The organism is Flavobacterium endophyticum (assembly GCF_003634455.1).
GTDB lineage: Bacteria > Bacteroidota > Bacteroidia > Flavobacteriales > Flavobacteriaceae > Flavobacterium > Flavobacterium endophyticum.
In genome coordinates this window covers 1,918,873-1,944,228 of record NZ_RBLC01000001.1, presented here as the reverse complement: position 1 = coordinate 1,944,228, position 25,356 = coordinate 1,918,873, and the positions used below count along the sequence as shown (strand labels likewise).

The window sequence follows — 25,356 nt, the reverse complement described above, 5'->3', positions numbered from 1 at the left end:
ACTATGATTGGCAGGCATTTTGTAATATTACACATTTCAAAAATACTAAATTTAATTTATGGAATACTTTTTATTGATTGCCGGATTTATTTGCATGATTGGAGGAATTCTTGGCAGTTTTCTTCCCGTGCTTCCAGATGCGCCGCTCTCGTGGATAGGACTGCTCCTGCTGTATTTCTGTGATGGAATTGAAACGGAGTATTGGACATTAGGAATCACGCTTGTATTGGCAATCATTTCAGGTATTTTAGATTATGTAATTCCAGCAAAGGGAACAAAGCGGTTTGGCGGAAGTTCCTATGGAATCTGGGGAACCAACATCGGACTGGTCGTAGGACTGCTTGCTCCGATTCCGTTTGGCTTTATTATCGGTCCTTTTCTGGGCGCTTTTATAGGAGAAATAATGTATGACTCTAAAGATCACGCACGTGCGCTAAAAGCAGCTACAGGATCGTTTATAGGATTTCTGGCTTCTACTTTTATAAAGTTTGTGGTATGTATGGGCTTTTTGGGGCTTTTCCTTTACAAAGTATGGCAGTATCGGGAAATCTGGTTTTAGTCAGAGCTGTTCCATTAGCAGCAGTACACGGGCTATCTAAATCAAAAAAGCCCTCCAAGTGAATGGAAAGCTTTTCATTGGTCTAACTACTAAACCTGGTACTTTCGTACCTAAACAACACAACTAATCTTAAAAACCTTTTTGGGCAAAAAAGCCTTTCTTTCGAAAGGCTTCTCCCAATTTAGCGGTCTGGACGGGACTCGAACCCGCGACCCCATGCGTGACAGGCATGTATTCTAACCAACTGAACTACCAAACCAGCGCTTAATTGCGAGTGCAAATATACCACAGTTTTTTACTTCTGCAAGCGTTTTCGCAAAAAAAATTAAACTTTTTTTTAAGAACTTATCCAAACATTTGTTTTTCAATCAAGTATGTTGTCAAGATTTTTTCGAAATTTTTGCCTGCCGCGACAGGAACATATTTGATTTTGTTTTGCGCGCAGGTCAACGATAGCTTCTTGAAATAGCTTTCGGCTCGCTTTTCATATTCTTCTTTGATGTTATCAGCAAAAAGATTTACTTCTTCTCCCGATTCGAGATCGATAAATTTCCTCGGCGTATTGTCGAAATCAAAGTTTAATTCTGTTTTATTGTCAATGACATGAAAAAGGACGACTTTGTGCTTGTTGTGTTTTAGATGCTGCAAGGCATTCAGCAATGCTTCTTCGTTTCCAGGCTGGAACATATCCGTAAACAGAATAATCATCGAACGGCGGTGCATTTTTTCGGCAATCTGGTGCAGAAACGTAACCGTATCGGTATTTCGGGATTGTTTTGGTTCGGCCAGCAGATTCTCCAGCTTGTTCAAAATCATCCGGTGGTGGCGGTCACTGCCTTTTTCTGGAGCATAATATTCATACGTATCCGAATAGACGCTCAATCCCACAGCATCTCGCTGTTTCTTGAGCAGGTTCATTAATACAGCAGATGCCAAAACAGAAAAGCCTATTTTGCTTTCGTAAAACTGCTGGCCTTCGCTTAGTTTCGGATAATGCATCGAAGACGAATTGTCGATAATCAGATGGCAGCGGAGATTGGTTTCTTCTTCAAAACGCTTGGTGTATAGCCTATCGGTTTTCGCAAAAAGCTTCCAGTCGATGTGTTTGGTACTTTCGCCTGCATTATACACTTTATGCTCTGCAAATTCTGCAGAAAATCCATGAAACGGACTCTTATGCATTCCAGAGATAAATCCTTCGACGATTTGGTTGGCTAGCAATTCCAGATGCTGAAAGCTGGATATTTTTTCTATTTGCGATTCAATCTTCATACCTCAAATATATTGAAAGATTGATTGATTTAAAAATTAAAAAACGGTATTCTGCTTTCTGCTCTCCGTAGCAACTGCAGTTGACGCCTTGAAATGACTTCACTTTAACCTGTCAACTGTGGTTGACACCCTGAAATGACTTCACTTTGACCTGTCAACTCCGGTTGACACCCTGAAACGACCTCACTTTGACCCGTCAACTGTGGTTGACACCGCGAAGCAACCTTGCTTTAACCAATTCAATCTGTTTTTCAATGTTATAAATACAATCAATAAGGTAATTTTGAGATTATAATAATTTACGACACAAAAAAGACTTGACAGATGAACTGTCAAGTCTTTTTCTAACTAACCCTAGAAACATCTATTCTGTCTGCTTAAAGTCAAAGCTCAAATCCCCACCGTTATAATTTAAGGATACGTTTGTTGGATACGTCTGTGTTGCACCAGACACCCATCTGTATTCTAAAAATTTAATATTTCCAGCCGTGATAGGATAGGTCGCATTTGTATTGTCTGCTTTACTTCTTTTGTACCAATCATTAGAATTCATGGTTATCAAGTATTTCTTGTCTTTTTCTAAAGCCAAGTCAGAAATAGTTTTCGTAACAAGCACATCTGCTGTTGCCACATTCATGTTTTCTGATTTTAAAACCGCCTTGGTATCGTAATCCCAAATGGTTACTCTTACCTCAGGGTTTGCTTCTGGTAGCTTTAACGTTATCGCTTTAATAACCCCTTTGACGTTTGGAGAAAATGCTAGCCCAAACTCATAACTGCCTGCATTTATAAAATTGGAAGTTGTCGTAAACCCAGCCTGCTGATGGTAGGACTCTAATGGATTTTCAACAGCATAAGAAGGACCGCTGTCATCGCTACTGCAAGAAATGGCAAAAATGGCTAATAAAGCTCCCGATAAAATTTTAATCGTTTTCATGATGTAATTTTTTGTTGTTAATTCTTTTAATCATTTGGTTAGACAAAGGTGCACTCATCATTAAGCTAAAAAAACCAGTAATAGACCAATAACATTTTAAATAGACCAATAACATTTTTTCTGTTAAATGTTAATTTTTTACTTATATTTGAGTAAATGCTTAAAATATGGAAAAGCTCAAATGCATTATAGTCGATGATGATGAAATAGACAGACTTACTGTAGTTTCATTTGCAAAAAGATTTGAAAATCTTGCCATAGTTGGGGCTTTTGACAATGCAGAAGAAGCTCTTGATGCCATAGAAAACACTACAATAGATATCTTATTTCTAGATATCGACATGCCTGGCTTGAGCGGCGTGGAACTTCGAAAAAGAGCATCTGCGGTACCCGCTTGTATCTTTATAACTTCGCATCCTGAATTTGCTGTAGAAAGCTTTGAATTAGATACTCTCGACTTTATCGTAAAACCTCTAAAATTTGACCGTTTCGCCCAAACCATGAGGCGTATTGAAGAATTTTTAGAAATAAAACATAAAGCACTGCTTTTTGAATCCAGCATAGGTGGTGACGTAATTTATATAAAAGAAGGGCACGAGCAGACGAAAGTAAAGCTGCACGACATTTTATATCTTGAAGCTTTGAAAGATTATACGCTGATCATTACTTCTAAAAAAAGACATTGCGTATTGTCGAGTATTGGACTGCTTTTAAAGGAAGACCACTTCCAATCTTTCATCAGGGTCCACAGAAGCTTTGCCGTTCAAAAACAGTTTATAGAAAAGATCAATCCTCAAGAAGTACTTCTCAACAATGGTGCTATGATTCCTGTTGGAAGAAGCTTCAAAGAAAATATCAATATGCTCCTATTATGAAAAAAGCCATCTTCTTTTTAGCGCTATGCCTATTTTCAATAACCGTAAACGCCCAAAAACAGGGGCAAATGCTGATCGATTCTTTAGAAACTTCACTAAAGAGCACCAAAGACAAAAAGAAGATAGTTATCATAAAAAACAAGCTCAGCCAAGAATATTCTAGAGTAGATCCTGAAAAAGGAAAATCGCTGGCTAAAAGCGCCATAGCAATGGCGGAAACAATCGATTTTAAAAACGGACTGGCGGAAGGCTATCGATGCTTAGGAATCAATACTACCGATTCGACAGCAATAAATTTTTACCGAAAAGGACTTGAAATTGCAAAAGAGACTAAAGATAAGCAGGTATTGAGCGTCTTGTACCGAAACATAGCAGTATATTACATTTACAGGAACGATTACAAAAACGGACTCGACTATAGTTTTAAATCCCTAAAATTAAGCGAAGAATTAAACAAACATGAAGAAATTGCAGGGACTTACATTAATATCGGATTCATCTACAACGACCTCAAAGACACGAAAAAAGCACTGGAATATTTCAAAAAAGCGTTGGAAATAAATAAAAAGTTCAACAATCCAACGATGAAGGCGGTAATCTTGGAGAATATAGGCGTTCTCTACAACAATCAAGAAAAAAATGAATTGGCTGTTTCCTATCTCAACCAAGCGCTGGCTATCAATAGAAAAAACAACAACCTGAATTTTGTCGCTACAAATCTGGGAACCTTAGGCAGCAGCTATCTCGAATTAAAAAAATATGACCTGGCAGAAAGCCATACCAAAGAAGCCTTAAAAATCAGCAAAGAATTAAAGATAAGCAGAATCATGTCGTATAACCTGCAAAATCTTTCCATTATCTACAGATACAAATACAACAATCCTAAAGACAAGTCATATTATAAAAACGAGACTGTATTAGACACTTCCTTACTGATGCTGAGAGAAGCTGTAAACTACGACAAAGAAAGCAATGACATCAAATCGCTATCGAAAGATTTTATGGAAATTGCAGAGATTTATGAAGAAAAAGGAGATTCAAAAAATGCATTGCTTTATTTCAAAGAATTCAACTCTTATAAAGATTCCATCTACCAAAGCACCACAAAAGAAACCGTAAAGAATCTGGAGGATCAGCGAACCATCGAGTTAAAAAACAAGGAAATCCAGCTCAATAAGCTAAAAATCGAAAACAAAGAAAGACAAAAATGGTATTTTATCTTAGGTATCATTTTACTGGGAACTATTGGGATTTTATTATTCTATCAAAGCAGAAACCGCAAAAGAATTAATGAAAAATTGCAGCTGCTAAACAATGAATTAGATCAGGCTAATAAGACCAAATCTCGTTTTTTCAGCATCCTCAACCACGATCTCCGAAGCCCTGTCGCCAGTCTCATTCACTTCCTGCACCTCCAAAAAGAAAATCCTGAACTGCTTGATACCGAGAGCAAAAAAAGGATGGAAGATAAAACGATCATGTCTGCCGAAAACCTATTAAATTCTATGGAAGACCTGCTTTTATGGAGTAAAGGACAGATGGAAAATTTTAAGCCTCAACCCAAAACAATTAGCGTTACTTCTTTGTTTGAAGACACTCAAAAGCATTTTTCAGGAGAAGCCATCCAGATGACATTCGAAAACCCAGAGAATATCATGCTGAATACAGACGAAAACTATCTGAAAACCATTATCAGGAACCTTACGGGAAATGCTATAAAAGCTTTGGCAAAAACAGAAAACGCTACCATTATATGGAAAGCATGGCAGGAAAACAACCAGAAATACCTCTCTGTTTCAGATAATGGACCAGGCGGCACCCAGGAACAGTTCAAGGCTTTATACGACGACAAAGAAGTTGTGGGAATCAAGACCGGATTAGGATTGCACCTCATCCGAGATTTGGCAAAAGCCATCGATTGCAGGATCGATATCAAGGCACAGCCCAGAGAAGGCACCACTTTTATCTTGACCCTAAATTAAAAAACCCTTCCAAAGCCAAGCTCTAGAAGGGCATATTAAGATATAATCTTTCGATTATAACAATGCGTCAATTGCGTCTGTGTAGTTTTGTTTTGGTGCAACACCAACTTGTCTTCCTACAACCTCACCATTTTGAAAAACCAATACGGTTGGAATATTTCTCACGCCATATTTTGCTGCAAATTCTTGGTTTGCATCCACGTCAACTTTTCCAACGACAGCTTTTCCACTATATTCAGTACTGATTTGGTCGATGATCGGACCTACCATTCTACAAGGTCCACACCATGCTGCCCAAAAATCTACTAAAACGGGTTTATCTGATTTCAATACAATTTCTTCGAAAGTTGCATCTGTTATTGCTTGTGCCATATTTTTTGTTCTTTAGTTTAACAGTACAAAATTAGTCATTTAATCTGTAATTTTTTGTTAATTGGAAATCACTTTTGATTATAAACGTATTAACAAATACTATCCGTGTATATTTCGCCTAATTCAGCTTGAATTTCAAATCTAAACTCTCCAATTCACGGAGCAATTCTCCCGAAATATTGACCTTTAATTTACGGCTTGGCATGGAAAGATAGGTAATCACTTTTGTTTCTTCAACAACTGTAGGAACAGCCAACTCCATTTCTTCTTCAAGATTTTCTTCATCTGAAGTTGCTTCAGGAGCTACTGCTTCAACTACAGCAGGAGCAATTTCTTTAGTGACTTTTTCTACTTCCATGACTTCAAAAGTCACGTTATTATCTCCGCTGTTCGCTTGAAAGATACGGCTTAGTTTCGTAATCATTTCTGACTGCAGCTCCTTTATGTTCATCGTAATAATCAGCTTTTTAGCAAAGCTTGCTAAAACATCTTGTAATTGCTTGGCTTCTAAAAACTGAATTCTTGCTTCCGATTTCTTTCCCGTCTCTCTGTTTACCCAGCCTTCTTTTACACTCAATTTGAAATAAATAAATTGATTGTTGACCAAAAAGTGACGAAACTTTAGATATTCTTCATTGAACATTCTGAACTCGAAACTTTCGTCATAACCTTCGAGCGTAAACATTGCCCAGTCTTTTCCGTTTTTCGCAGTTCGGTATTGAACGTTCGTAATAATTCCGGCAATCGTCAAATTTTTTCCAACATGCATTTCTAAATTCTTCAATGCTTCCAACTTCGCGTTGCAGAAATATTTCATCTCGAATTTAAAATCATCTAAAGGATGTCCAGAAATATAGATCCCGACGACTTCTTTTTCTTTAGCCAGTTTTTCCATCGTACTCCAATCTTCGCAGGGCGGTACGACCGGCTCAGGAATCTGAACGTCGCTCGATTCGCCAAACAAGCTTACTTGAGACGAATTTTCGTTTTCTTGGAATTTAGAACCGTAGCGTACTGCTTTTTCTAAAAACGTAATTCCGTCTCCTTCATCATGGAAATATTGAGCGCGGTGCGCCGTAAAACAATCGAAACCTCCTGCCAAAGCCAAGTTCTCGAATGCTTTCTTGTTTGCGGCACGCAGGTCAATGCGTTTTGCCAAATCAAAAATCGATTTGTATTTTGCTTCCTTTCTGTTTTCCACAATCGTTTGCACCGCTCCAGAACCGACTCCTTTAACCGCTCCCATTCCGAAACGCACGGCATAATTTTCGTTTACTGTAAATTTATAGAACGATTCATTGACATCTGGTCCGAGAACCTGAAGTCCCATTCGCTTACATTCTTCCATAAAAAACGAAACCTGCTTGATATCGTTCATGTTGTTCGAAAGTACCGCAGCCATATATTCGGCAGGATAATGCGCTTTTAAATAGGCTGTCTGGTAGGCAATCCAAGCATAGCAGGTCGAGTGCGACTTGTTGAATGCGTATTGGGCAAATGCTTCCCAGTCTTTCCATATTTTTTCGAGCTTATCGGCAGCATGGCCGTTTGCTACGGCCTGGTCGATAAACTTAGATTTCATCTTATCCAAGACATCTTTTTGCTTCTTACCCATAGCCTTACGCAAGACATCGGCATCACCTTTCGAGAAGCTTGCCAGTTTTTGCGACAGCAACATTACCTGCTCTTGGTACACCGTAATTCCGTAGGTATCTTTTAGGTATTCTTCGCAAGCTTCAAGGTCATAGACAATTTCTTCTTCGCCATTTTTTCTTCGGACGAAACTCGGAATATATTCCAACGGACCTGGACGATATAAGGCATTCATTGCAATCAAATCTCCAAAAACGGTAGGCTTCAGGTCTTTCATGTATTTCTGCATCCCGACAGACTCGTATTGGAAAATCCCGACGGTCTCTCCTCTCTGGAAAAGCTCATACGTCTTGACATCATCGATAGGGAATGCATCAGGATCCAATTGAATGCCTGTTCTATATTTTACCAGCTTGACCGTATCTTTAATCAGCGTGAGGGTCTTCAGACCCAAGAAGTCCATTTTTAGCAATCCGGCGCTTTCAACGACCGAGTTGTCAAATTGCGTCACATATAAATCCGAATCCTTTGCCGTAGCTACAGGAACGAAATTCGTGATATCGTCTGGCGTAATAATCACGCCGCAAGCATGGATACCTGTATTACGAAGGTTACCTTCTAACAGTTTTGCTTGGGTAATTGCTTCTCCGCCTAAATCGCCTGCATTAGCTAAAGCGATTAGCTCTTGAACCTTGTCAAATTCTTCGGCTCGAAGGGCTTTTTTTAGCTGTTCGTTATCGTAGGTAAAAATCTTGGCCAAATTCAAGTTCATCGGAATGAGCTTGGCAATCTTGTCGGCTTCAAACAACGGCAGATCCAAAACACGGGCAGTATCTCTGATCGAAGATTTTGCTGCCATAGTACCATACGTTATAATCTGCGCTACCTGGTTAGAACCGTATTTTTTGATTACATAATCCATTACGCGACCACGACCTTCATCATCAAAATCGATATCGATATCGGGCATGGACACACGATCCGGATTCAAGAAACGCTCAAAAAGCAAATCGTAGAGCATCGGGTCAATATTTGTAATTCCCAAACAATAGGCAACAACAGAACCCGCCGCAGAACCACGACCGGGACCAACGGAAACATCTAAATTCCTAGCTTCGGCGATGAAATCCTGAACAATCAAAAAGTAACCGGGGTAGCCCGTTTTTTCAATAGTCTGCAATTCAAAATCCAATCGTTCTTGGATTTCTGGCGTAATTTCTTTGTATCTTCTTTTGGCGCCTTCGAAAGTAAGGTGCTTTAAATATAAGTTTTCACCTCTTTTACCTCCGTCTGCTTCATCTTCGGGAACAATAAACTGCTCTGGGATGTCGAATTTTGGAAGCAATACTTCGCGTGCCAAGTCAAAGATTTCTATTTTTTCTACAATTTCTTGGACATTCGAAATTGCTTCTGGCAAATCAGAAAAGAGAGCTTTCATCTCGTCTCCAGACTTGAAATAATATTCTTTGTTTGGCATTCCGTAGCGATAGCCGCGACCACGGCCTACGGGTGTAGACTGCTTTTCTCCGTCACGAACACACAAAAGAATATCATGGGCATTCGCGTCTTCTTTGTTTATATAGAAAATGTTATTCGTCGCAACTAGTTTCAAATCGTGTTTTCTCGCCAATGAAATAAGAGAAGTATTGACACGATTTTCATCTTCTTGGTTGTGGCGCATCAATTCGATGTAGCAATCTTCGCCGAATTCCTGTTTCCACCAAAGCAATGCTTCTTCTGCTTGGTTTTCGCCAATATTTAAAATCTTGTTGGGAATTTCTCCATAAAGGTTTCCCGACAAAACGATAATATCTTCTTTGTATTTTTTAATGACTTCTTTGTCTATTCTTGGAACATAGTAAAATCCTTTAGTATAGGCGATGGAAGACATTTTGGCTAAATTGTGATAGCCGTTTTTATTTTTTGCCAACAAGACAATCTGATAACCGTTGTCTTTTCTGGAACGGTCTAAATGGTCTTCGCAGACAAAAAATTCGCAACCAACAATGGGTTTCATCGGAACTTCTGTCGGCTCTTCTCCATTATCGATCAGGGCTTGATTTTTTGCCTTGGCCGCTTTATTATGATTTAGGACATCGCGCACAAAGTGAAAAGCACCCATCAAATTAGCATGGTCTGTCATGGCAACAGCGGGCATTTTATGCTTTGCCGCAGCTTTGACCAAATCTCCAATACTGATCGTTGATTGCAATACCGAAAACTGCGTGTGGTTGTGCAGATGTACAAAATCGACATCGGCTAAAGAAATATTGCTTTCTTCTGTCTGCTTTTTAGCGGTATCGTCGGTTGCTTTTTGTAATCGGGCACGAATCTCATCTGAAGCTTGTTTCAGATTGATATGCTTCAATCCGATAAGCTGGATTTCTTTCGGATTGTTTTCGTTAAACTCCCTGAAATAATCCGCAGGAACATCAAGCTGTTCTTTCGTGAAAGCCTCGCGACGAATCAGCTCTAAAAAACAGCGGGTCGTCGCTTCAACGTCGGCAGTTGCGTTGTGCGCTTCTGCAAAAGGCTGATTGAACAGAAACTGGTGTAGTTCTGTTAATGTTGGCAATTTGAATTTTCCACCCCTACCTCCAGGCAATTTTAAAAGCTCTGCCGTATATTCGGTACAAGTATCCAGCACTGGCATTTCGGCCATTTTGGAATCCACTCCAAATCTGTAAAATTCGCAACCCATAATATTCACGTCAAAGCCGACATTCTGGCCAACGATGAATTTGGATTTTGAAAGCGCTATATTGAATTTTTCTAAAACTTCTGAAAGTGCTACGCCTTGCTCTGTAGCCAATTCGGTAGAAATTCCGTGAATCCTTTCGGCATCATAGGGAATATTAAAACCTTCCGGCCTTACCAAATAATCCTGACTTTCTATCAGATTTCCCATGGCATCGTGCAGCTGCCAAGCAATCTGAATACAGCGCGGCCAGTTATTTGTATCGGTTATAGGCGCGTCCCAACGTTTTGGTAATCCGGTTGTTTCTGTATCGAAAATTAAGTACATCGCTAATTAATAAGGTTTTATGTTTTTGAAAAATCAAAAAATGTAGTTTACAAAAATAAGCTTTTTTAAGCGAAAATATCTGTTTAAGTTATCAACAGGAATATAATATCTGAGTGCTTTTTGAGCATAAAAAAAGCTGCCAATCGGCAGCTTTTGATTCAATATATTGTAAGGCTTAGTAACCTCCTCTGTTTCCACCTCCACGGTTGTTTCCATATCCACCACCGCTATTGCGATCGTTTCCATAACCGCCACGGCTTCCACCACGAGAGTCACCACCACTACGGTTGTTGTTGAAACTTCTTCTTTCTCCTTCAGGTTTTGGCTCTGATTTGTTAACAACGATAGCACGTCCTTGAACAGTAGCACCGTTTAACTCATCAATTGCTTTTTGACCTTCTTCGTCATTTGGCATCTCTACGAAACCAAAGCCTTTACTTCTTCCAGTAAATTTATCTGTAATAATTTTTACAGAATCAACTGCACCATAAGCCTCAAAAGACTCTCTTAAATCTGCTTCCTCAATACTGAACGGAAGGCTTCCAACGAAAATATTCATATGTACGATAATTATAATTACAACAAATGTACTTTAATTTTTCCGTAAAGCACTATATATTAGAATATTTTATCATTAAATCTTTTCATCAAAGGGATTGCTAGCAATGGCGCCTGATTTTACTGCTTTTTCGAACTCGGCATTCGATAAAAACAAAAATCCCAACCATTTGGTCGGGATTTCTAATTTATAATATCAAACTGTTATTGAGCCGCTTGAATCGGAACTCTATAAAAATGTCCTTCTTGGTAATTTACAGATGGCGCTCCTATCGGATCAGCGATTGTTGATGGCGCATTAAAATAAAAAGTACCCGTTACAGTTCCTTCTGGGCTTGCTTCAATTTTAATCTGTCCATCTCCTATACCTGTTCCCGTTGAATAGATAGAAGTAATTCCGTCAGCTTCAAAACTATAGGACGCTTTGTTTGAATTATTTACACCCAAAGTATACGTTCCTGGTGCAGTCGAAGCCGTAATCAGGGTCAACGTTTCAAAAGGAGTGTATGCATTAATGGTCATAACGCCGCCAGTAATAGTTGCTGTCGAGCTAGATGCTCTCCACAAAACGTTGTCTTTTTTACCTTGAACGGATGGGTTATTAAAACTAGCATCATCTTCACAAGAAGCGAAAACGGCCACAAGCACTAAAAGTGATAAAATCTTTTTCATATATGGTTATGGATATGGGTAATCAAATTTTTACATCGACAAAAATAGTTTTTTATAGAATATATGCTAATGAATTTTGAAAAAATAACATCAAAATCGCAAAATAATACAATCATAAACTGCAAAAAATGACAAAAATTGCATGCAGAATAGTTTGTATTACAAAGTTTTGTATATTTGCACCCTTAATTAACAGAGGTCGTGTACCTCAAAATTTAATCACTAGATTATGTCTGTAAAAATTAGATTACAAAGACACGGTAAAAAAGGAAAACCTTTTTACTGGGTTGTAGCGGCTGATGCTCGCTCAAAAAGAGATGGTAAATTCTTAGAAAAAATCGGAACTTACAATCCAAACACTAACCCTGCGACTATCGACTTGAACCTTGATAGTGCTGTTCAATGGTTGCACAATGGTGCTCAGCCAACTGATACAGCTAGAGCAATTCTTTCTTACAAAGGTGCTTTATTGAAACACCACCTTGATGGAGGAGTTCGTAAAGGTGCTTTGACTCAAGAGCAAGCTGATGAAAAATTAGCAAAATGGCTTGATGAGAAAGCTGGAAAAGTTAACGCTAAAAAAGAAGGTCTTTCTACTTCTAAAGCAGATGCAAAAGCGAAAGCTCTTGCTGCTGAGAAAAAAGTAAATGAGGATCGTATCGCTGCTGCTAAACAAGCTGAGCTAGATGCTGCTAAAGCTGATGAGCCTGCTGTTGAAGAAGAAGTTGCTGATGTTGAGGCTGAAGTTTCAACTGAAGAAACTCCTGCTGCAGAAGAAAACAACGAAGAGACTCAAGCTTAATTTTGATGCGATAATGCGTAAAGAAGAGTGTTTCTATTTAGGTAAAATCGCGAAAAAATTTAGTTTTAAAGGTGAAGTCCTTGTCTATCTTGACACTGATGAGCCTGAGTTATACGAAAATTTGGAATCAGTGTTTGTCGAATGCGGCAAACACTTGGTTCCTTTTTTTATTGAAAACAGTTCGCTTCACAAAAACGACTTTCTCCGAGTTCGTTTTGAAGATGTAGCCACCGAAGATGAAGCAGACACGCTTATCGGGAATGCTGTTTACTTACCTTTAAACATGCTGCCGAAACTGGAAGGCAACAAGTTTTATTTCCATGAAGTCATTGGTTTTGAAGTAGAAGACAAGCGTCTAGGCGTAGTCGGAAAAATTCAATCCATAAATGATTCTACGGCCCAGCCTTTATTTGAAGTCTTGAATGGCGAAGCGGAAATCCTAATTCCCATGATTGATCATTTCTTGGTAAAAATTGACCGCGAAAACAAAAAAGTACTCATGGATCTTCCTGAAGGATTGATCGAGATGTATCTTTAGTCCATTTTTTCTTTTATTCTCTAATTTCAATTATACTCATGCCTTTCCAATTCAAGCAATTCTCTGTAGAACAAGACCGTTGCGCTATGAAAATTGGAACAGACGGCGTATTGCTAGGTGCTTGGGCGCCTCTAAACAATCCTTTTAGCGTTTTGGATATCGGGGCAGGAACCGGAATTATTTCGTTGATGATTGCCCAAAGAAGCAATGCGGAACAAATTGATGCGCTTGAAATCGACGAAGATGCGTACGAACAGGCTGTAGAAAATTTTGAAAATTCTCCGTGGGGCGACAGGCTGTTTTGCTTTCATGCCGGATTGGACGAATTTATGGACGAGCCAGAAGACGAATACGACTTGATCGTTTCTAATCCGCCATTTTATACCGAAGATTACCAATCCGGAAACGAACAACGCGACTTAGCCCGTTTTTCGGACGCCTTGCCTTTTGAAGATTTGGTGGAAGCCGCTGATTTATTGCTTTCTGAAAATGGAATCTTTGCGGTAATTATACCTTTTAAAGAAGAAGAAAAATTTATAGCCTTGGCAAAAGATTTCGACTTGTTTCCGATGAAAATCACGCGTGTCAAAGGAACACCTTCTGCCGAAATCAAGCGTAGCCTTTTGGCTTTTAGTAGAAATTCTGCTGAAAACTTTCCAGTTGACGAATTAGTCATTGAAACGTCCAGGCATATTTATACTCCCGAATATATTGAATTGACCAAAGACTTTTATTTGAAGATGTAACTCTTTTAAATAAAAATTCTATTGCCCAAAGAAACTTCAAGCAATAGAATTGATACTTTTTTGTGTCGTAAATCTAAGAATCTGTTCCGCAAAGCAGTTTTGTCAATATTTCACAATTGTCGGCATGTCCAACAACAAGAGTACCTGACCCCGGGCAAATACAAGCAATGATCGGATCTCCTCCACCGCCTCTAATTACACCATTACCTTTAATTGATTTTTGCTCACCATTGCTTAATTCGTGAACACCTTCTAATTTTAAAATGTTTTCTAACATACTGTAGGTTTTAAAAATTATGAATAACCCAATCATTTAAAGACACTTAGGTTTTATGTCTGGACTACTTTAAAATATTCATTTTTATTTTCTGAAATTTTGGTTTTATAAAATTGTAAGATAAATGTAACAAAAAAATAGTTACGCTGAATAGGCTTCCTTCAATTTTATAAGTGATTTTTTATCAAAAACGCAATTATTGAAGCTATTACCGAAAATATATTAGTCGTTTCTAACATTTGCTAATTGTTTTGTTGCAATTCTTTATGTAAGTTTGCAAACGTTTTCGCAGGAAACAAAAACTAGTATAAAACATGAAGGCGATACTTACGCAAAGCCTTCCAAATGATAAAAAAATGAGACCCGATCTTTTTCAAGCTCCAGATTATTACCTTTTAGACGAATTATTGTCAGACGAACATAAAATGGTACGTGATGCGGCCCGCGAATGGGTAAAGCGCGAAGTATCTCCGATTATCGAGGACTATGCTCAAAAAGCAGAATTTCCAAAACAAATCATTAATGGTTTGGCAGAAATAGGCGCTTTTGGACCTTATATCCCAGAAGAATATGGCGGTGCTGGCTTAGACCAAATTTCGTATGGCTTGATCATGCAAGAAATTGAAAGAGGCGATTCAGGCGTGCGTTCTACAGCTTCTGTTCAGTCTTCCTTAGTTATGTATCCGATTTGGAAATACGGTAACGAAGAACAACGAATGAAATACCTTCCAAAACTAGCTTCTGGCGAGTTCATTGGATGTTTCGGACTGACAGAACCAGACCATGGTTCTAACCCTGGAGGAATGGTCACTAATTTTAAAGATAAAGGCGACCACTATTTATTGAACGGTGCCAAAATGTGGATTTCAAATGCTCCTTTCGCAGATATTGCTGTAGTTTGGGCAAAAGATGAAACAGGAAGAATCCACGGACTGATTGTAGAAAGAGGTATGGAAGGCTTCACGACTCCTGAAACGCACAACAAATGGTCGCTTCGTGCTTCGGCAACTGGAGAGCTTATTTTTGACAATGTTAAAGTTCCAAAAGAAAATTTATTGCCAAACAAATCAGGTCTCGGAGCTCCGCTTGGATGTTTAGATTCGGCTCGTTACGGAATTGCTTGGGGCGCTATCGGTGCTGCAATGGATTGCTATGATACAGCGCTGCGTTATGCTAAAGAAAGAATCCAGTTTGATAAGCCAATTGCTGGAACTCAGCTACAACAGAAAAAATTAGCCGAAATGATTACTGAAATCACAAAGGCGCAATTGCTGACTTGGAGGCTGGGTGTCTTGAGAAATGAAGGAAAAGCAACTTCTGCTCAAATTTCTATGGCTAAAAGGAACAATGTTGATATGGCTATCAATATTGCTAGAGAAGCAAGACAAATTCTTGGAGGAATGGGAATTACGGGCGAATATTCAATCATGCGACACATGATGAACTTAGAATCTGTAATTACATATGAAGGAACACACGATATCCACCTATTAATTACTGGATTGGATATTACTGGAATTCCTGCATTTAAATAATAAACAAATATTAAAGTATCATAAAAAGCTTCTCTATAATGGGAAGCTTTTTTACATTTGTAAAAATCCCTCGTCATGAAAATTGAAAACATTAACGCCAGTATCCAGCCACAAAAAGATATTTTATTAAATCACCCGTTGTACAAAAAAGTACAAAACCTTGAAGATTTACGTCGATTTTTGGAAAGTCACGTATATGCTGTTTGGGACTTCATGTCGCTATTGAAAGCATTACAGTCCAAATTAACTTCGACAACAACACCTTGGCTACCTGTCGGAAATCCAGAAATCCGCTATTTGATCAATGAAATTGTCTTGGCAGAAGAAACCGACTTAACTCTCGATGGAAAAAGACAAAGCCATTATGAGATGTATATCGACGCCATGAAAGACTGCGGTGCTGATATTTCTGAAATCCAAAAATTTTTAGAGAATGTCATCACAACGCAAAATATTTATGTCTCTATTAAACAGAGCGAACTGCACCCTAAAATAAAAGCATTCTTAGATTTCACTTTCCGCGTTATTGACGAAGGAAAGCCGCATGAGATTGCCGCAGCTTTCACTTTTGGAAGAGAAGATTTGATTCCTTCGATGTTTACGGAAATATTAAAGAATTTTCAAGAAAATTTCCCAAATACCGACTTGAGAAAACTGATCTATTATTTTGAAAGACACATCGAACTGGATGCAGACGAACATGGCCCGATGGCCATGCAAATGATTGAAGAATTATGCAACAATGACGACCATAGATGGCATGAAGTAAAAGAAGTTTCGATTCAGGCTCTAGAAAAAAGAATCGGTCTTTGGGATGCCATTGAAGAACAGATTTCAATGAAAGCCGAAATGGCTTAAAATAAAAACGGCAAATCTGCCGTTTTTTTTATGCATTTTGCATTGCATTTTATCTATCGGCAATTTCTTCTTATCAATCTACAAAATATTCTTATTCGTATATTAAAGTAAATAAACGAAATAATAGAGCCTATTTTAGGCTCAAATTTGTATGTATATAGGATGTCGAAAAAGCGATTGTATATAAATAAACAGTTTTTTTCTTACTATTTAGATTAGTTTTAAATTATTTTTATTAAAACATGCTTTTAATTCCTAGATATTTATAACTTAGCGCACTTTTTACAATAGAAAAATAACAAATCCTATTTAAATAATTATTAATTACCCAACTTTCATATTCAATGAAAAAAATTACCCTCTTTAAATTTTTAATAGCAGTGTGCCTTAGCGTAGTAAGCATTGATGCTATTGCACAAAATGTACCTCAAAAAGAAAGAACTGTCTTTGGAAGAAAAGTCCAAAGCATCAATCCAAAATCAGGATTAATCAGATGTGTCTCTTCTGAATACGAATTATTCTTGCAAGAACAAGATCCTAAAAGAGCAACAAATCAACAATTCGAGGAATGGATCGCTCCAAAAGTAGAAGCTATCAAATCAAAATTATTAGCAAGTAGAGGCACACAAGGAACTGCTGCTGTAGTTACTATACCTGTTGTAATACATGTTATTCATACTGGTCAAGCAGTTGGTACTAGCAGAAATATTTCAGATGCTAGGGTACTATCACAAATTACAGTCCTAAATCAAGATTTTAGAAAAATGCTAGGAACGCCAGGGCACAACACTAACCCAATAGGTGCCGATGTTGAAATCGAATTCTGTTTGGCAAAAGTAGATCCAAGCGGAAATGCAACTACTGGAATCGATCGTATTAACAGAAGCACAACTTGGAGCTATAATAATATTCAAACGATTTTGAAGCCACAAACGCAATGGGATCCTACAAAATATCTTAATATTTGGGTATGTCAGTTTGGAGGAGATTTAGACGGTGTTCTTGGATATGCCCAATTCCCAAGCGGCTCAGGCCTAGAAGGATTACAAGGACCATTTACTGCTAATACTGACGGAGTAGTAATCGATTGGAGAGCCTTTGGTTCTTCAGATTATGCCCCTGGAAATTACTTTCAACAAATAGACAAAGGAAGAACTACTACTCACGAAGTAGGACATTATTTCGGACTAAGACATATCTGGGGAGATGCTGGAAATCAAGAAGACGGCCTTAACTGTGGCGGTACTGATTACTGCGCGGATACTCCAAATGCCGGCTGGGAAAACTATGACTGTGATGATGTTTATGATTCATGTCCAGAAGAAGGAAACGACATGACCGAAAACTATATGGATTATACGAATGACACCTGTATGAATATCTTTACTTTAGATCAAAAAGCAAGGATGATGGCCGTACTACAAAATTCTCCAAGAAGAAGTACATTGCCAGCTTCTACTGTATGCCAGCCACCTTTAAGCAATCCATCATTTGAATTGTTGCAAGGAATAAAACTATATCCAAACCCAGCTAATGAGGTTTTAAACATTGCTGTTTCAGACAATATGACTCCAGACAGTTATACTATTTATAACAGCTTAGGACAAACTGTTATGCAGGTTACTACTGTTTCAGAATCTAATTTGAAAGTAAATACTTCAAATTACGCTACTGGAATCTACATGATACGTTTTACAAAAGACAATCAAAGCAAGACTTTACAGTTCGTTAAAAACTAATAAGTCCTACTAATAAAAAAAGCCTCCAAATTGGAGGCTTTTTTATTTTTTAATATTCTGGTGCTAATTCTATTTCTAAGCCATCCAGCTCTTCCGTAATATGAATCTGACATCCTAGACGACTGTTTGATTTGACAAAAAAAGCTTCTGAAAGCATAGCTTCTTCATCATCGCCCATTTCTGGCAATACAATATCGTTTAAGACATAACACTGGCAAGAAGCACACATTGCCATGCCTCCACAGACACCAATCGTTCCTTCGGGCGCTAATTCATAAGCACGAACCAGCTCCATGATATTCATGTTCATGTCTGTTGGTGCTTGAACTTCATGCGAAACTCCTTCGCGGTCCGTTATTTTTATAGTAACGTCTTGAGACATTTTTTAATCTATTGATTTGACAACTGCTTTTTCGGCTTCCTTTCTTGTTCCATCAAAGCCATCAACACCGGAAACTGTAGTGTATTTCAACACATATTTCTTGCCTGGATTCAATTTGTTATAAACACTTTGGCACATCAATGTCGCTTCGTGGAATCCGCAAAGAATCAATTTCAGTTTCCCTGGATAAGTGTTCACGTCTCCAATAGCATAAATGCCCTCGATATTCGTCTGATAATCTAGTGCATTATTTACCTTGATTGCATTTTTTTCGATTTCGAGGCCCCAATTGGCTATGGCTCCTAATTTTGGAGACAATCCGAAAAGCGGAATAAAATAATCCGTCTTGATAGTCCTGTGTGCTCCGTTTTCATCTATATCGATCGATTCTAAATGTTCGGCTCCGTTTAATCCTATGACTTCCGCTGGAGTTATCAGATGGATTTTTCCGGCATGTTTCAATTCTTGTACTTTTTCTACCGAATCTAAGGCTCCTCGGAATTCATTTCTTCTGTGGATCAAAGTTACTTCTGAAGCTACATTGGAAAGGAAAATACTCCAATCTAGCGCCGAATCTCCTCCTCCTGCAATTACTATTTTCTTATTGCGGAATAATTCTGGATCTTTTACGAAATATTCGATTCCTTTATCTTCATAAAATTCGATGTCTTCGATCAAAGGTTTTCTTGGCTCAAAACTTCCCAATCCGCCTGCAATAGCAACAGCTTTGCACAAATGTTTTGTTCCTTTGTCTGTAGTAACGATAAAAGTACCATCAGCTTGTTTTTCAATTGTGTCTGCTTTTTCGTTCAGCGTAAACCCTGGCTGGAACTGTTTGATTTGTTCCATAAGATTGTCTACTAAATCCCCTGCCAACACAGAAGGATATCCGGGAATGTCAAAAATTGGTTTCTTAGGATAAAGCTCTGACAATTGGCCGCCTGGCTGTGGCAGAGCATCGATAATATGGCATTTTAATTTTAGCAGTCCTGCTTCAAAAACGGCGAATAATCCAGTGGGTCCGGCGCCGATTATTAGTATATCTGTTTCAATCATTTCTTTACGATTCTGAAGTTTTTGGCTTTCTGAGATACAAAATTCAGAAAACCAGAAGTATTTTTCTATGATAAATATCATGTCGCTGGACCGCGTGAGTGATTGCAGCGAAAATCCTTTTGTCCATTAGATTGCAAGGCAACGAAGCAATCTTGACAAAAGATTGTAGCGAAAAGCACGACCGCAGGAAAATGCCATCAGGCTTTTTCATGGGGTCACGCCAAAAAAAATTTAAGCTACATTGACCACAGTTTCAATCTGCGGCGCATATTTTTTTATGGTAGTCTCAACACCAGCTTTCAGCGTCATCTGGTTCACGCTGCATCCGACGCATGCTCCTTCGAGACGAACTTTGACATGTTTGTCGTCTTCAATCTCGATAAGCGAAATATTTCCACCGTCTGATTCAAGAAAAGGACGAATCTCGTCCAATGCTTTCTCTACGTTTAATTTGATTTCTTCTGTTGTCATAATTTTGTTTTTTGGATTATTCGGATTTTTCAAGCGTTAGATAAATACGATCTAACGGATTTTCTAAATCTAAAAAATCTTATTTTTTTACTGCAGAACATCCAGCCATTGTCGTGATTTTCACGGCTTCTGACGGCGGCAGGTTTTCGTTTCTGCTTACGGTTTCCTGAACGACGTTTCTAGCAATTTCTTCAAAAACTTTTTCTAATGGAGAAGCTGTCTGCAAAGCCGCTGGACGACCATAATCTCCAGCCTCACGGATGGACTGAACGATTGGAATTTCTCCTAAAAATGGAACCTCAAGATCTTCAGACAAGTTTTTAGCTCCTTCTTTTCCAAAGATATAATATTTATTTTCTGGAAGTTCTTCTGGCGTAAAGTAAGCCATATTCTCAATAATTCCCAATACAGGAACATTAATTGAATCGGATTGGAACATTGCTACTCCTTTTTTGGCATCTGCCAAAGCTACAGCCTGCGGCGTGCTCACAACGACAGCTCCAGTAATTGGCAATGATTGTACGATAGACAAATGGATATCGCCTGTTCCTGGCGGCAAGTCAATCAGCATGAAATCTAATTCGCCCCAATCTGCATCAAAAATCATTTGGTTCAAGGCTTTTGAAGCCATCGGGCCTCTCCAGATTACCGCCTGGCTAGGAGCTGTAAAAAATCCTATTGAAAGGATTTTCACCTCATAGCTTTCGATCGGTTTCATTTTTGATTTTCCGTCAACGGTAACTGAAATTGGCTTTTCAGATTCAACGTCGAACATAATCGGCATGGACGGGCCATAAATATCTGCGTCTAATATTCCGACGCTAAAGCCCATTTTTGCTAAAGTTACCGCCAAGTTTGCCGTAACTGTCGATTTGCCTACGCCTCCTTTTCCAGAAGCGACCGCAATAATATTTTTGATTCCAGGAATTGACTTTCCTTTGATTTCAGGTTTTTCAGGTGCTTCAACTTTGATATTGACTTTTATTTTAGCTTCCGCCGAAATTTTTTCCTGAATGGTTTTGATGATATCGGCTTCTGCACGTTTTTTGATATGCAATGCCGGTGTTGAAAGGGTCAACTCGACTACGACTTCTTCTCCGAAAGTAAGTACATTTTGGACTGCGCCGCTTTCAACCATATTTTTACCTTCTCCAGCAATGGTAATAGTTTCCAATGCTTTAAGAACTTCTTTTCTATCTATTTTCATTTTGGGTATAGCTCTCTTTTTCAAGCCTTTAAATTAGACTGATTTTAAATTGCAAAGATAGCATGAAAACTTCGTAATGTAAAGTTAATAGATTGAAAAAGTTTATGGTCTGATAGAGGAAATTGGGTTTGTGAATTTTGCCGATTTAGATAGCAGTTACAGTTCGTTTTTTTGGATCAAATTAATCTTTAGCGAAGCGTACTGTACTAATAAATTATTTTTCAAGTAATCGTATTCTGAAGAAAGCAATTGGTTTTTTACTGAAGTATAAATTACTGCATCAACTTTTCCGCTAGTGAATTTTGCCTGTGTCGTTCTAAATGATTCTTTGGCATATTTCAACGTATTTTGCAGGTTTGAAGCCAATTGCAGGTATTGTTTTTTTCGGGCAGTTTCTAGTTCGACTTGCTGTTCGATCTTGATTTTTTCTTGTTCTGAAATCAACTTTACTTTTTCTGCTTCAATTTTAAAAGCGGTAATCTGTCTGTTTTTGCGGAATCCTGTGAATACGGGAACATTGAGCCTAAGCCCTACTTCATGGTTTTTGTTGTCATCAAATTGGGATTTAAAGCTGGGCACAGTAGTATTAGGCTGGTTTATCGGTGAGGAATAAAACGTAGAAAGGCTATAAAATCCTGAAATAGAAGGAAGGTTTTCGGATCTAAGAATTGAAATTTCTTTTTTGGAGCTTTTATACGCCAAATCGGCATATTCGATTTTTGGATTTTTAAAAGGCGATTCGCTTTCGACCTCCGTTTCTTTAGCAAGATAAACTTCAAAGGTAATGGCTTCGAGGTTTTCTACAGGAAAATTCATCAGCTGAAAAAGCTGCAGTTTTTGAGTTTCAAACAATTGCTGTGCTTCAAGCAAGCGTTTTTCATCTAGAGAAAAGCTCAATTGGATGTCATACAAATCACTTTCCGGCTTATTGCCGATTTCTACTTCTTTCTTGATTCGGTCTAAGTTGAAAGTCGTGTTTTGAATCTGCTCTTTTTGAATTTTGACTAATTCCTGCGAAAACAAAGCATCGAAATATTTTTCCAGAAGCTGCAGCTTGTATTCATATTCGATTACTTCTTTGTCTGCTTTGGCCAGTTCAATGTTTATCTTATTTCTTTGGGCAACGGCTAAGTTTCCAAAATTTAAAAGACTTATGTCTGCTCCAAGATTCAAGTTATCGTATTGGATATCAGAACTCACTCTATTATTGGTGCTCGGATCGATAGTAGAACCAAAATTATAGTTGTGATTGCCCGACAAGTTTACCGTTGGGAATAATTCCAAGAGCGGATGCGTATAGAGCTTCTTGGCTTTGTTGATTTCGAGCTGCTTGATTTTTATATCGATGTTGTTTTCTAAAGCAATGGCAAAACACTTTTGCAATGACCAAGAATTTTCTTGGCCATTAACAAAAATGCTCGAAGTAATTAGGAGCAAGCTCAAAATTAGTCTCTTATTCATATTTTAAATATTTTAAAACATTGACTCTTGTGGCTTGATACGCTCTTGACAATACGACTAGCAGCATCAAGCATAGAAGGGCAATAAAACCAATTATAAAAGGAACAACAGAAATATCAATACGGTAGGCAAAGTTCTCCAGCCATTTGTTTAACAGGAAATAAACAGGAAACAGAGCAATCAGGAATCCGATGATACAGAAAAGCACATACTGCTTGGAAAGCTCTTTCAACAGTATTTTTGTTTCTGCTCCTAACGTTTTTCGGATGGCTATTTCCTTCATTCGTCGCTGGATCGAATAGGATGCCAAAGCAAACAAGCCGGAAAGCGCAATGAGTATCACGACAATGTTCAGCAATGAAAACAAGTTTCGTTGGTTTACATAAGCTTGATAAGATCTTGCATAGCTTTTGTTTACAAAATCGTATTTGAAAGGGTATTCGGTATCGACTTTCTTGATCCAAAAACTCTCAATTTCCTTGAGGGCACTTTCCATGTGCTGTGCTTCTATTTTTACAAAAACCTTGTTTGCATTTTGAATCATCCAATTGATCGTTTTATAATGGAAAATCGTCATTGGCGGAATTTCATCTTGCGGGCCGCTGATATGAAAATCTTTGGCGACACCCACAATTTTTAATTTTTTGTCATTCCAATTGATTTCTTTTCCAAGAGGAGCCTTTTCTTTCATCAGCCTTATGGCTGTTTCGTTGAGGATGATAGAATTTACGGTATCAGATGAAAACGAAGCAGACAAGTCCCTGCCTTCTGCTATTTTTATTTTCATCATATCCAGCATCCCAAAATCAATTGCCATATTTTTTCCTTGAACGCCTATGCCTTTGTAGTCAAATCCAGAAGAAGCCTGAGCGCCGCTTCCAAAATCAAACGACCCGATAGAAACTTGCTGTACTCCTTTTATCTTTAATAATTCTTGTCGGATCGTTTCATAACGATGTACTATATTTTCCAGATAACCTTTTTCGCGATAATCATACGGGTTTCTATAGCTCACCTGCACGACCTGATCTCCTTGAAATCCTAAATCTTTGGAAGTCATATAGGAAACCTGCTGATAAACAATATAGGAGCCGACGATAAAGAAAGAAGCGATTGCAAATTGCAGGATAAGCATTCCGTTTCTAAGCCAGATTCCGTTTTTGCTTCTTCCGAAATTGCCTTTTAAAACTTTTAAAGTTTCAAAGTTTGACACGTATAGCGCTGGAAAAATCCCTGCGAGTACTACTACCAATCCAAATATCAATAGGATCTGAAGGTAAAACTGTCCGCTATGAATAAGCAGGTCTTTTCCTAAAAACTCATTATAATACGGCAATGAAAGTTCTACGATTACCAGCGAAATCAGTATAGAAAAACCGGCCGTCAGTATCGTTTCAAAAATAAATTGCTTGACAATGTTGCTTCTGGAGGCTCCTACTATTTTCCGAACACCGACTTCTTTGGCTCTTTTGATTGCATTTGCGGTCGCCAGATTTACATAGTTTACAATGGAAAGCGTCAAAATTAAAAGAGACAGTCCCATCATGATTAGCAAAAACTGGTAATTCCCTCTTCCTTCTGCGTAATTTTCTACAACGGAATGAAGTCTTGCCTCTGTTAAGGATTCTAGGATGATTTTAGAGCCATGATCGCCGTTCTTTTTTCGCCATTCTTCAGGACTTAAGCCTTCTTGCTTGGCCCATTTCAGATCTCTGTTTTCATAAAGCAGTCTTTCTAATTTTAACTGTACAGATTTCGCCTGTTCTGGATCTTTTAATTTCAGCATCAATGCGTAATTAAAATTTCCCCATTGTGTTCTGTCTCCCTCTAGCCTGCTATCGATTGTACTGATGACAACGTCTGGAGCCATAGAAGATCTGCCTTGAATCTTATAAACTCCTCTTACCACAAACTTCTTGTCAGAACAAGCCACTTCTTTTCCTATTGGGTCTTCATTTCCGAATAATTTATGGGCCGTCTCTTCAGACAAAACAATGCTGCCTTTATCTGGCAAGGCATTTTTTGCATTGCCTTTTATAAATTCAAAGGGGAAGAATTCGAAAAAGTTTTTCTGAGCATCGGTAATTTTCAGGATTTCCTTTTTGTTCTTATAGCGAACGATATCTTCTGTGTATTCATTATCAAAATAGCAATAGGATTCTAGTTCGTCATAATTTTTAAGGTAAGGTTCATAACCTGCAACATTGGTAGACCACATCATGTCTTCGCCAAGGTTAGAAATAGAAAGGAATATTCTTTCTTTATCAGGATTCCAATCGTTATAAGAATGTTCATCATTCCAATAGAGAATGGCAAAAATCAAACCTGCGATTCCCATACTTAGTCCCAAGACGTTTAAAGTCGTGAAAATCTTATTGTCTTTAATTTGATAGAAAAATATTTTTAGCCAGTTTTTCAGCATTTTATACTTTTTTAAAT

The 25,356-nt window shown here is 38.2% G+C and carries 22 protein-coding genes and 1 tRNA gene; 9 read left to right on the top strand and 14 right to left on the bottom strand.

Annotation, left to right across the window (positions count from 1 at the left end):
* Positions 1-58: 58 nt before the first annotated feature.
* Positions 59-559: a DUF456 domain-containing protein gene (locus tag CLV94_RS08770; protein WP_121376017.1), complete on the top strand. Its 501-nt coding sequence runs from the start codon at positions 59-61 to the stop codon at positions 557-559.
* Positions 560-744: 185 nt separating this feature from the next.
* Here CLV94_RS08770 and CLV94_RS08765 read toward each other — a convergent pair.
* The 3 genes from CLV94_RS08765 to CLV94_RS08755 all read right to left on the bottom strand — a co-directional run bounded on the left by CLV94_RS08765 (position 745) and on the right by CLV94_RS08755 (position 2,768).
* Positions 745-818, bottom strand: a tRNA-Asp gene (locus tag CLV94_RS08765).
* A gap of 86 nt (positions 819-904) precedes the next feature.
* Positions 905-1,831, bottom strand: a complete 927-nt coding sequence (locus CLV94_RS08760; protein ID WP_121376016.1) for a DUF58 domain-containing protein — start codon at positions 1,829-1,831, stop codon at positions 905-907.
* A 364-nt stretch (positions 1,832-2,195) separates the two neighbouring features.
* Entirely contained in the window at positions 2,196-2,768 is a 573-nt protein-coding gene (locus CLV94_RS08755) for a DUF4082 domain-containing protein (RefSeq protein ID WP_121376015.1), read from the bottom strand.
* Between the two features lie 167 nt (positions 2,769-2,935).
* On the opposite strand from CLV94_RS08755, the gene CLV94_RS08750 reads away from it, so the two are divergent.
* Together CLV94_RS08750 and CLV94_RS08745 are read left to right on the top strand one after the other, a co-directional pair.
* Positions 2,936-3,643: a LytR/AlgR family response regulator transcription factor gene (locus CLV94_RS08750; RefSeq protein ID WP_121376014.1), complete on the top strand. Its 708-nt coding sequence runs from the start codon at positions 2,936-2,938 to the stop codon at positions 3,641-3,643.
* Entirely contained in the window at positions 3,640-5,625 is a 1,986-nt protein-coding gene (locus CLV94_RS08745) for a tetratricopeptide repeat-containing sensor histidine kinase (protein WP_121376013.1), read from the top strand. Before CLV94_RS08750 ends, CLV94_RS08745 begins: the two co-directional genes overlap by 4 nt.
* Before the next feature lie 54 nt (positions 5,626-5,679).
* On the opposite strand, the gene trxA is transcribed toward CLV94_RS08745, so the two are convergent.
* From trxA to CLV94_RS08725, 4 genes are all read right to left on the bottom strand, one after another.
* Complete coding sequence (gene trxA / locus CLV94_RS08740) at positions 5,680-5,997, bottom strand: thioredoxin (RefSeq protein ID WP_121376012.1); 318 nt, start codon at positions 5,995-5,997, stop codon at positions 5,680-5,682.
* A 118-nt stretch (positions 5,998-6,115) separates the two neighbouring features.
* Positions 6,116-10,615, bottom strand: coding sequence for a DNA polymerase III subunit alpha (dnaE, locus tag CLV94_RS08735; RefSeq protein WP_121376011.1), 4,500 nt, complete (start codon positions 10,613-10,615; stop codon positions 6,116-6,118).
* A gap of 175 nt (positions 10,616-10,790) precedes the next feature.
* Positions 10,791-11,174 (bottom strand): RNA recognition motif domain-containing protein, encoded by a 384-nt coding sequence (locus CLV94_RS08730; RefSeq protein WP_121376010.1) that lies wholly within the window; start codon positions 11,172-11,174, stop codon positions 10,791-10,793.
* A gap of 203 nt (positions 11,175-11,377) precedes the next feature.
* Positions 11,378-11,845 (bottom strand): DUF6252 family protein, encoded by a 468-nt coding sequence (locus CLV94_RS08725; protein ID WP_121376009.1) that lies wholly within the window; start codon positions 11,843-11,845, stop codon positions 11,378-11,380.
* Positions 11,846-12,074: 229 nt separating this feature from the next.
* On the opposite strand from CLV94_RS08725, the gene CLV94_RS08720 reads away from it, so the two are divergent.
* From CLV94_RS08720 to CLV94_RS08710, 3 genes are read left to right on the top strand one after another with little or no spacing between them, the layout of a single operon-like run.
* The gene (locus CLV94_RS08720; protein ID WP_121376008.1) at positions 12,075-12,647 is read left to right on the top strand and encodes a 30S ribosomal protein S16; all 573 of its coding nucleotides are present in this window, start codon (positions 12,075-12,077) and stop codon (positions 12,645-12,647) included.
* A gap of 13 nt (positions 12,648-12,660) precedes the next feature.
* Positions 12,661-13,185, top strand: a complete 525-nt coding sequence (gene rimM / locus CLV94_RS08715) for a ribosome maturation factor RimM (RefSeq protein WP_121376007.1) — start codon at positions 12,661-12,663, stop codon at positions 13,183-13,185.
* A 38-nt stretch (positions 13,186-13,223) separates the two neighbouring features.
* Complete coding sequence (locus CLV94_RS08710) at positions 13,224-13,931, top strand: tRNA1(Val) (adenine(37)-N6)-methyltransferase (protein WP_121376006.1); 708 nt, start codon at positions 13,224-13,226, stop codon at positions 13,929-13,931.
* Positions 13,932-14,004: 73 nt separating this feature from the next.
* Here CLV94_RS08710 and CLV94_RS08705 read toward each other — a convergent pair whose 3' ends face one another.
* A complete protein-coding gene (locus CLV94_RS08705; RefSeq protein ID WP_121376005.1) occupies positions 14,005-14,208 on the bottom strand; it encodes a hypothetical protein in 204 nt (67 codons plus the stop codon).
* Positions 14,209-14,564: 356 nt separating this feature from the next.
* On the opposite strand from CLV94_RS08705, the gene CLV94_RS08700 reads away from it, so the two are divergent.
* From CLV94_RS08700 to CLV94_RS08690, 3 genes are all read left to right on the top strand, one after another.
* Positions 14,565-15,743 carry an acyl-CoA dehydrogenase family protein gene (locus CLV94_RS08700; protein WP_121376272.1) on the top strand — a complete coding sequence of 393 codons (1,179 nt, stop codon included), beginning with the start codon at positions 14,565-14,567 and terminating at the stop codon, positions 15,741-15,743.
* Between the two features lie 75 nt (positions 15,744-15,818).
* On the top strand, positions 15,819-16,601 hold the full coding sequence (locus CLV94_RS08695; RefSeq protein ID WP_121376004.1) for a DUF3050 domain-containing protein: 783 nt from the start codon (positions 15,819-15,821) through the stop codon (positions 16,599-16,601).
* Positions 16,602-16,945: 344 nt separating this feature from the next.
* Positions 16,946-18,340 carry a T9SS type A sorting domain-containing protein gene (locus CLV94_RS08690; protein ID WP_121376003.1) on the top strand — a complete coding sequence of 465 codons (1,395 nt, stop codon included), beginning with the start codon at positions 16,946-16,948 and terminating at the stop codon, positions 18,338-18,340.
* 49 nt (positions 18,341-18,389) lie between these two features.
* Here the strand turns inward: CLV94_RS08690 and CLV94_RS08685 are convergent, their stop codons facing one another.
* The 6 genes from CLV94_RS08685 to CLV94_RS08660 form a co-directional block, all read right to left on the bottom strand.
* Entirely contained in the window at positions 18,390-18,722 is a 333-nt protein-coding gene (locus CLV94_RS08685) for a 2Fe-2S iron-sulfur cluster-binding family protein (RefSeq protein WP_121376002.1), read from the bottom strand.
* Positions 18,723-18,725: 3 nt separating this feature from the next.
* Complete coding sequence (locus CLV94_RS08680) at positions 18,726-19,778, bottom strand: NAD(P)/FAD-dependent oxidoreductase (RefSeq protein ID WP_121376271.1); 1,053 nt, start codon at positions 19,776-19,778, stop codon at positions 18,726-18,728.
* 231 nt (positions 19,779-20,009) lie between these two features.
* The gene (locus CLV94_RS08675; protein WP_056071984.1) at positions 20,010-20,249 is read right to left on the bottom strand and encodes a NifU family protein; all 240 of its coding nucleotides are present in this window, start codon (positions 20,247-20,249) and stop codon (positions 20,010-20,012) included.
* A gap of 79 nt (positions 20,250-20,328) precedes the next feature.
* The gene (locus tag CLV94_RS08670; protein WP_121376001.1) at positions 20,329-21,456 is read right to left on the bottom strand and encodes an Mrp/NBP35 family ATP-binding protein; all 1,128 of its coding nucleotides are present in this window, start codon (positions 21,454-21,456) and stop codon (positions 20,329-20,331) included.
* 156 nt (positions 21,457-21,612) lie between these two features.
* Positions 21,613-22,917, bottom strand: coding sequence for a TolC family protein (locus tag CLV94_RS08665; protein WP_121376000.1), 1,305 nt, complete (start codon positions 22,915-22,917; stop codon positions 21,613-21,615).
* Positions 22,910-25,339, bottom strand: a complete 2,430-nt coding sequence (locus CLV94_RS08660) for an ABC transporter permease (protein WP_121375999.1) — start codon at positions 25,337-25,339, stop codon at positions 22,910-22,912. The genes CLV94_RS08665 and CLV94_RS08660 overlap by 8 nt, the downstream gene beginning before the upstream one ends.
* Positions 25,340-25,356 lie beyond the last annotated feature (17 nt).

Coding starts and splice junctions, on each gene's coding strand:
- CLV94_RS08770 (WP_121376017.1), top strand. CDS start 59: ATGGAATACTTTTTATTGATTGCCGGATTTATTTGCATGATTGGAGGA.
- CLV94_RS08760 (WP_121376016.1), bottom strand. CDS start 1,831: ATGAAGATTGAATCGCAAATAGAAAAAATATCCAGCTTTCAGCATCTG.
- CLV94_RS08755 (WP_121376015.1), bottom strand. CDS start 2,768: ATGAAAACGATTAAAATTTTATCGGGAGCTTTATTAGCCATTTTTGCC.
- CLV94_RS08750 (WP_121376014.1), top strand. CDS start 2,936: ATGGAAAAGCTCAAATGCATTATAGTCGATGATGATGAAATAGACAGA.
- CLV94_RS08745 (WP_121376013.1), top strand. CDS start 3,640: ATGAAAAAAGCCATCTTCTTTTTAGCGCTATGCCTATTTTCAATAACC.
- trxA (WP_121376012.1), bottom strand. CDS start 5,997: ATGGCACAAGCAATAACAGATGCAACTTTCGAAGAAATTGTATTGAAA.
- dnaE (WP_121376011.1), bottom strand. CDS start 10,615: ATGTACTTAATTTTCGATACAGAAACAACCGGATTACCAAAACGTTGG.
- CLV94_RS08730 (WP_121376010.1), bottom strand. CDS start 11,174: ATGAATATTTTCGTTGGAAGCCTTCCGTTCAGTATTGAGGAAGCAGAT.
- CLV94_RS08725 (WP_121376009.1), bottom strand. CDS start 11,845: ATGAAAAAGATTTTATCACTTTTAGTGCTTGTGGCCGTTTTCGCTTCT.
- CLV94_RS08720 (WP_121376008.1), top strand. CDS start 12,075: ATGTCTGTAAAAATTAGATTACAAAGACACGGTAAAAAAGGAAAACCT.
- rimM (WP_121376007.1), top strand. CDS start 12,661: ATGCGTAAAGAAGAGTGTTTCTATTTAGGTAAAATCGCGAAAAAATTT.
- CLV94_RS08710 (WP_121376006.1), top strand. CDS start 13,224: ATGCCTTTCCAATTCAAGCAATTCTCTGTAGAACAAGACCGTTGCGCT.
- CLV94_RS08705 (WP_121376005.1), bottom strand. CDS start 14,208: ATGTTAGAAAACATTTTAAAATTAGAAGGTGTTCACGAATTAAGCAAT.
- CLV94_RS08700 (WP_121376272.1), top strand. CDS start 14,565: ATGAGACCCGATCTTTTTCAAGCTCCAGATTATTACCTTTTAGACGAA.
- CLV94_RS08695 (WP_121376004.1), top strand. CDS start 15,819: ATGAAAATTGAAAACATTAACGCCAGTATCCAGCCACAAAAAGATATT.
- CLV94_RS08690 (WP_121376003.1), top strand. CDS start 16,946: ATGAAAAAAATTACCCTCTTTAAATTTTTAATAGCAGTGTGCCTTAGC.
- CLV94_RS08685 (WP_121376002.1), bottom strand. CDS start 18,722: ATGTCTCAAGACGTTACTATAAAAATAACGGACCGCGAAGGAGTTTCG.
- CLV94_RS08680 (WP_121376271.1), bottom strand. CDS start 19,778: ATGATTGAAACAGATATACTAATAATCGGCGCCGGACCCACTGGATTA.
- CLV94_RS08675 (WP_056071984.1), bottom strand. CDS start 20,249: ATGACAACAGAAGAAATCAAATTAAACGTAGAGAAAGCATTGGACGAG.
- CLV94_RS08670 (WP_121376001.1), bottom strand. CDS start 21,456: ATGAAAATAGATAGAAAAGAAGTTCTTAAAGCATTGGAAACTATTACC.
- CLV94_RS08665 (WP_121376000.1), bottom strand. CDS start 22,917: ATGAATAAGAGACTAATTTTGAGCTTGCTCCTAATTACTTCGAGCATT.
- CLV94_RS08660 (WP_121375999.1), bottom strand. CDS start 25,339: ATGCTGAAAAACTGGCTAAAAATATTTTTCTATCAAATTAAAGACAAT.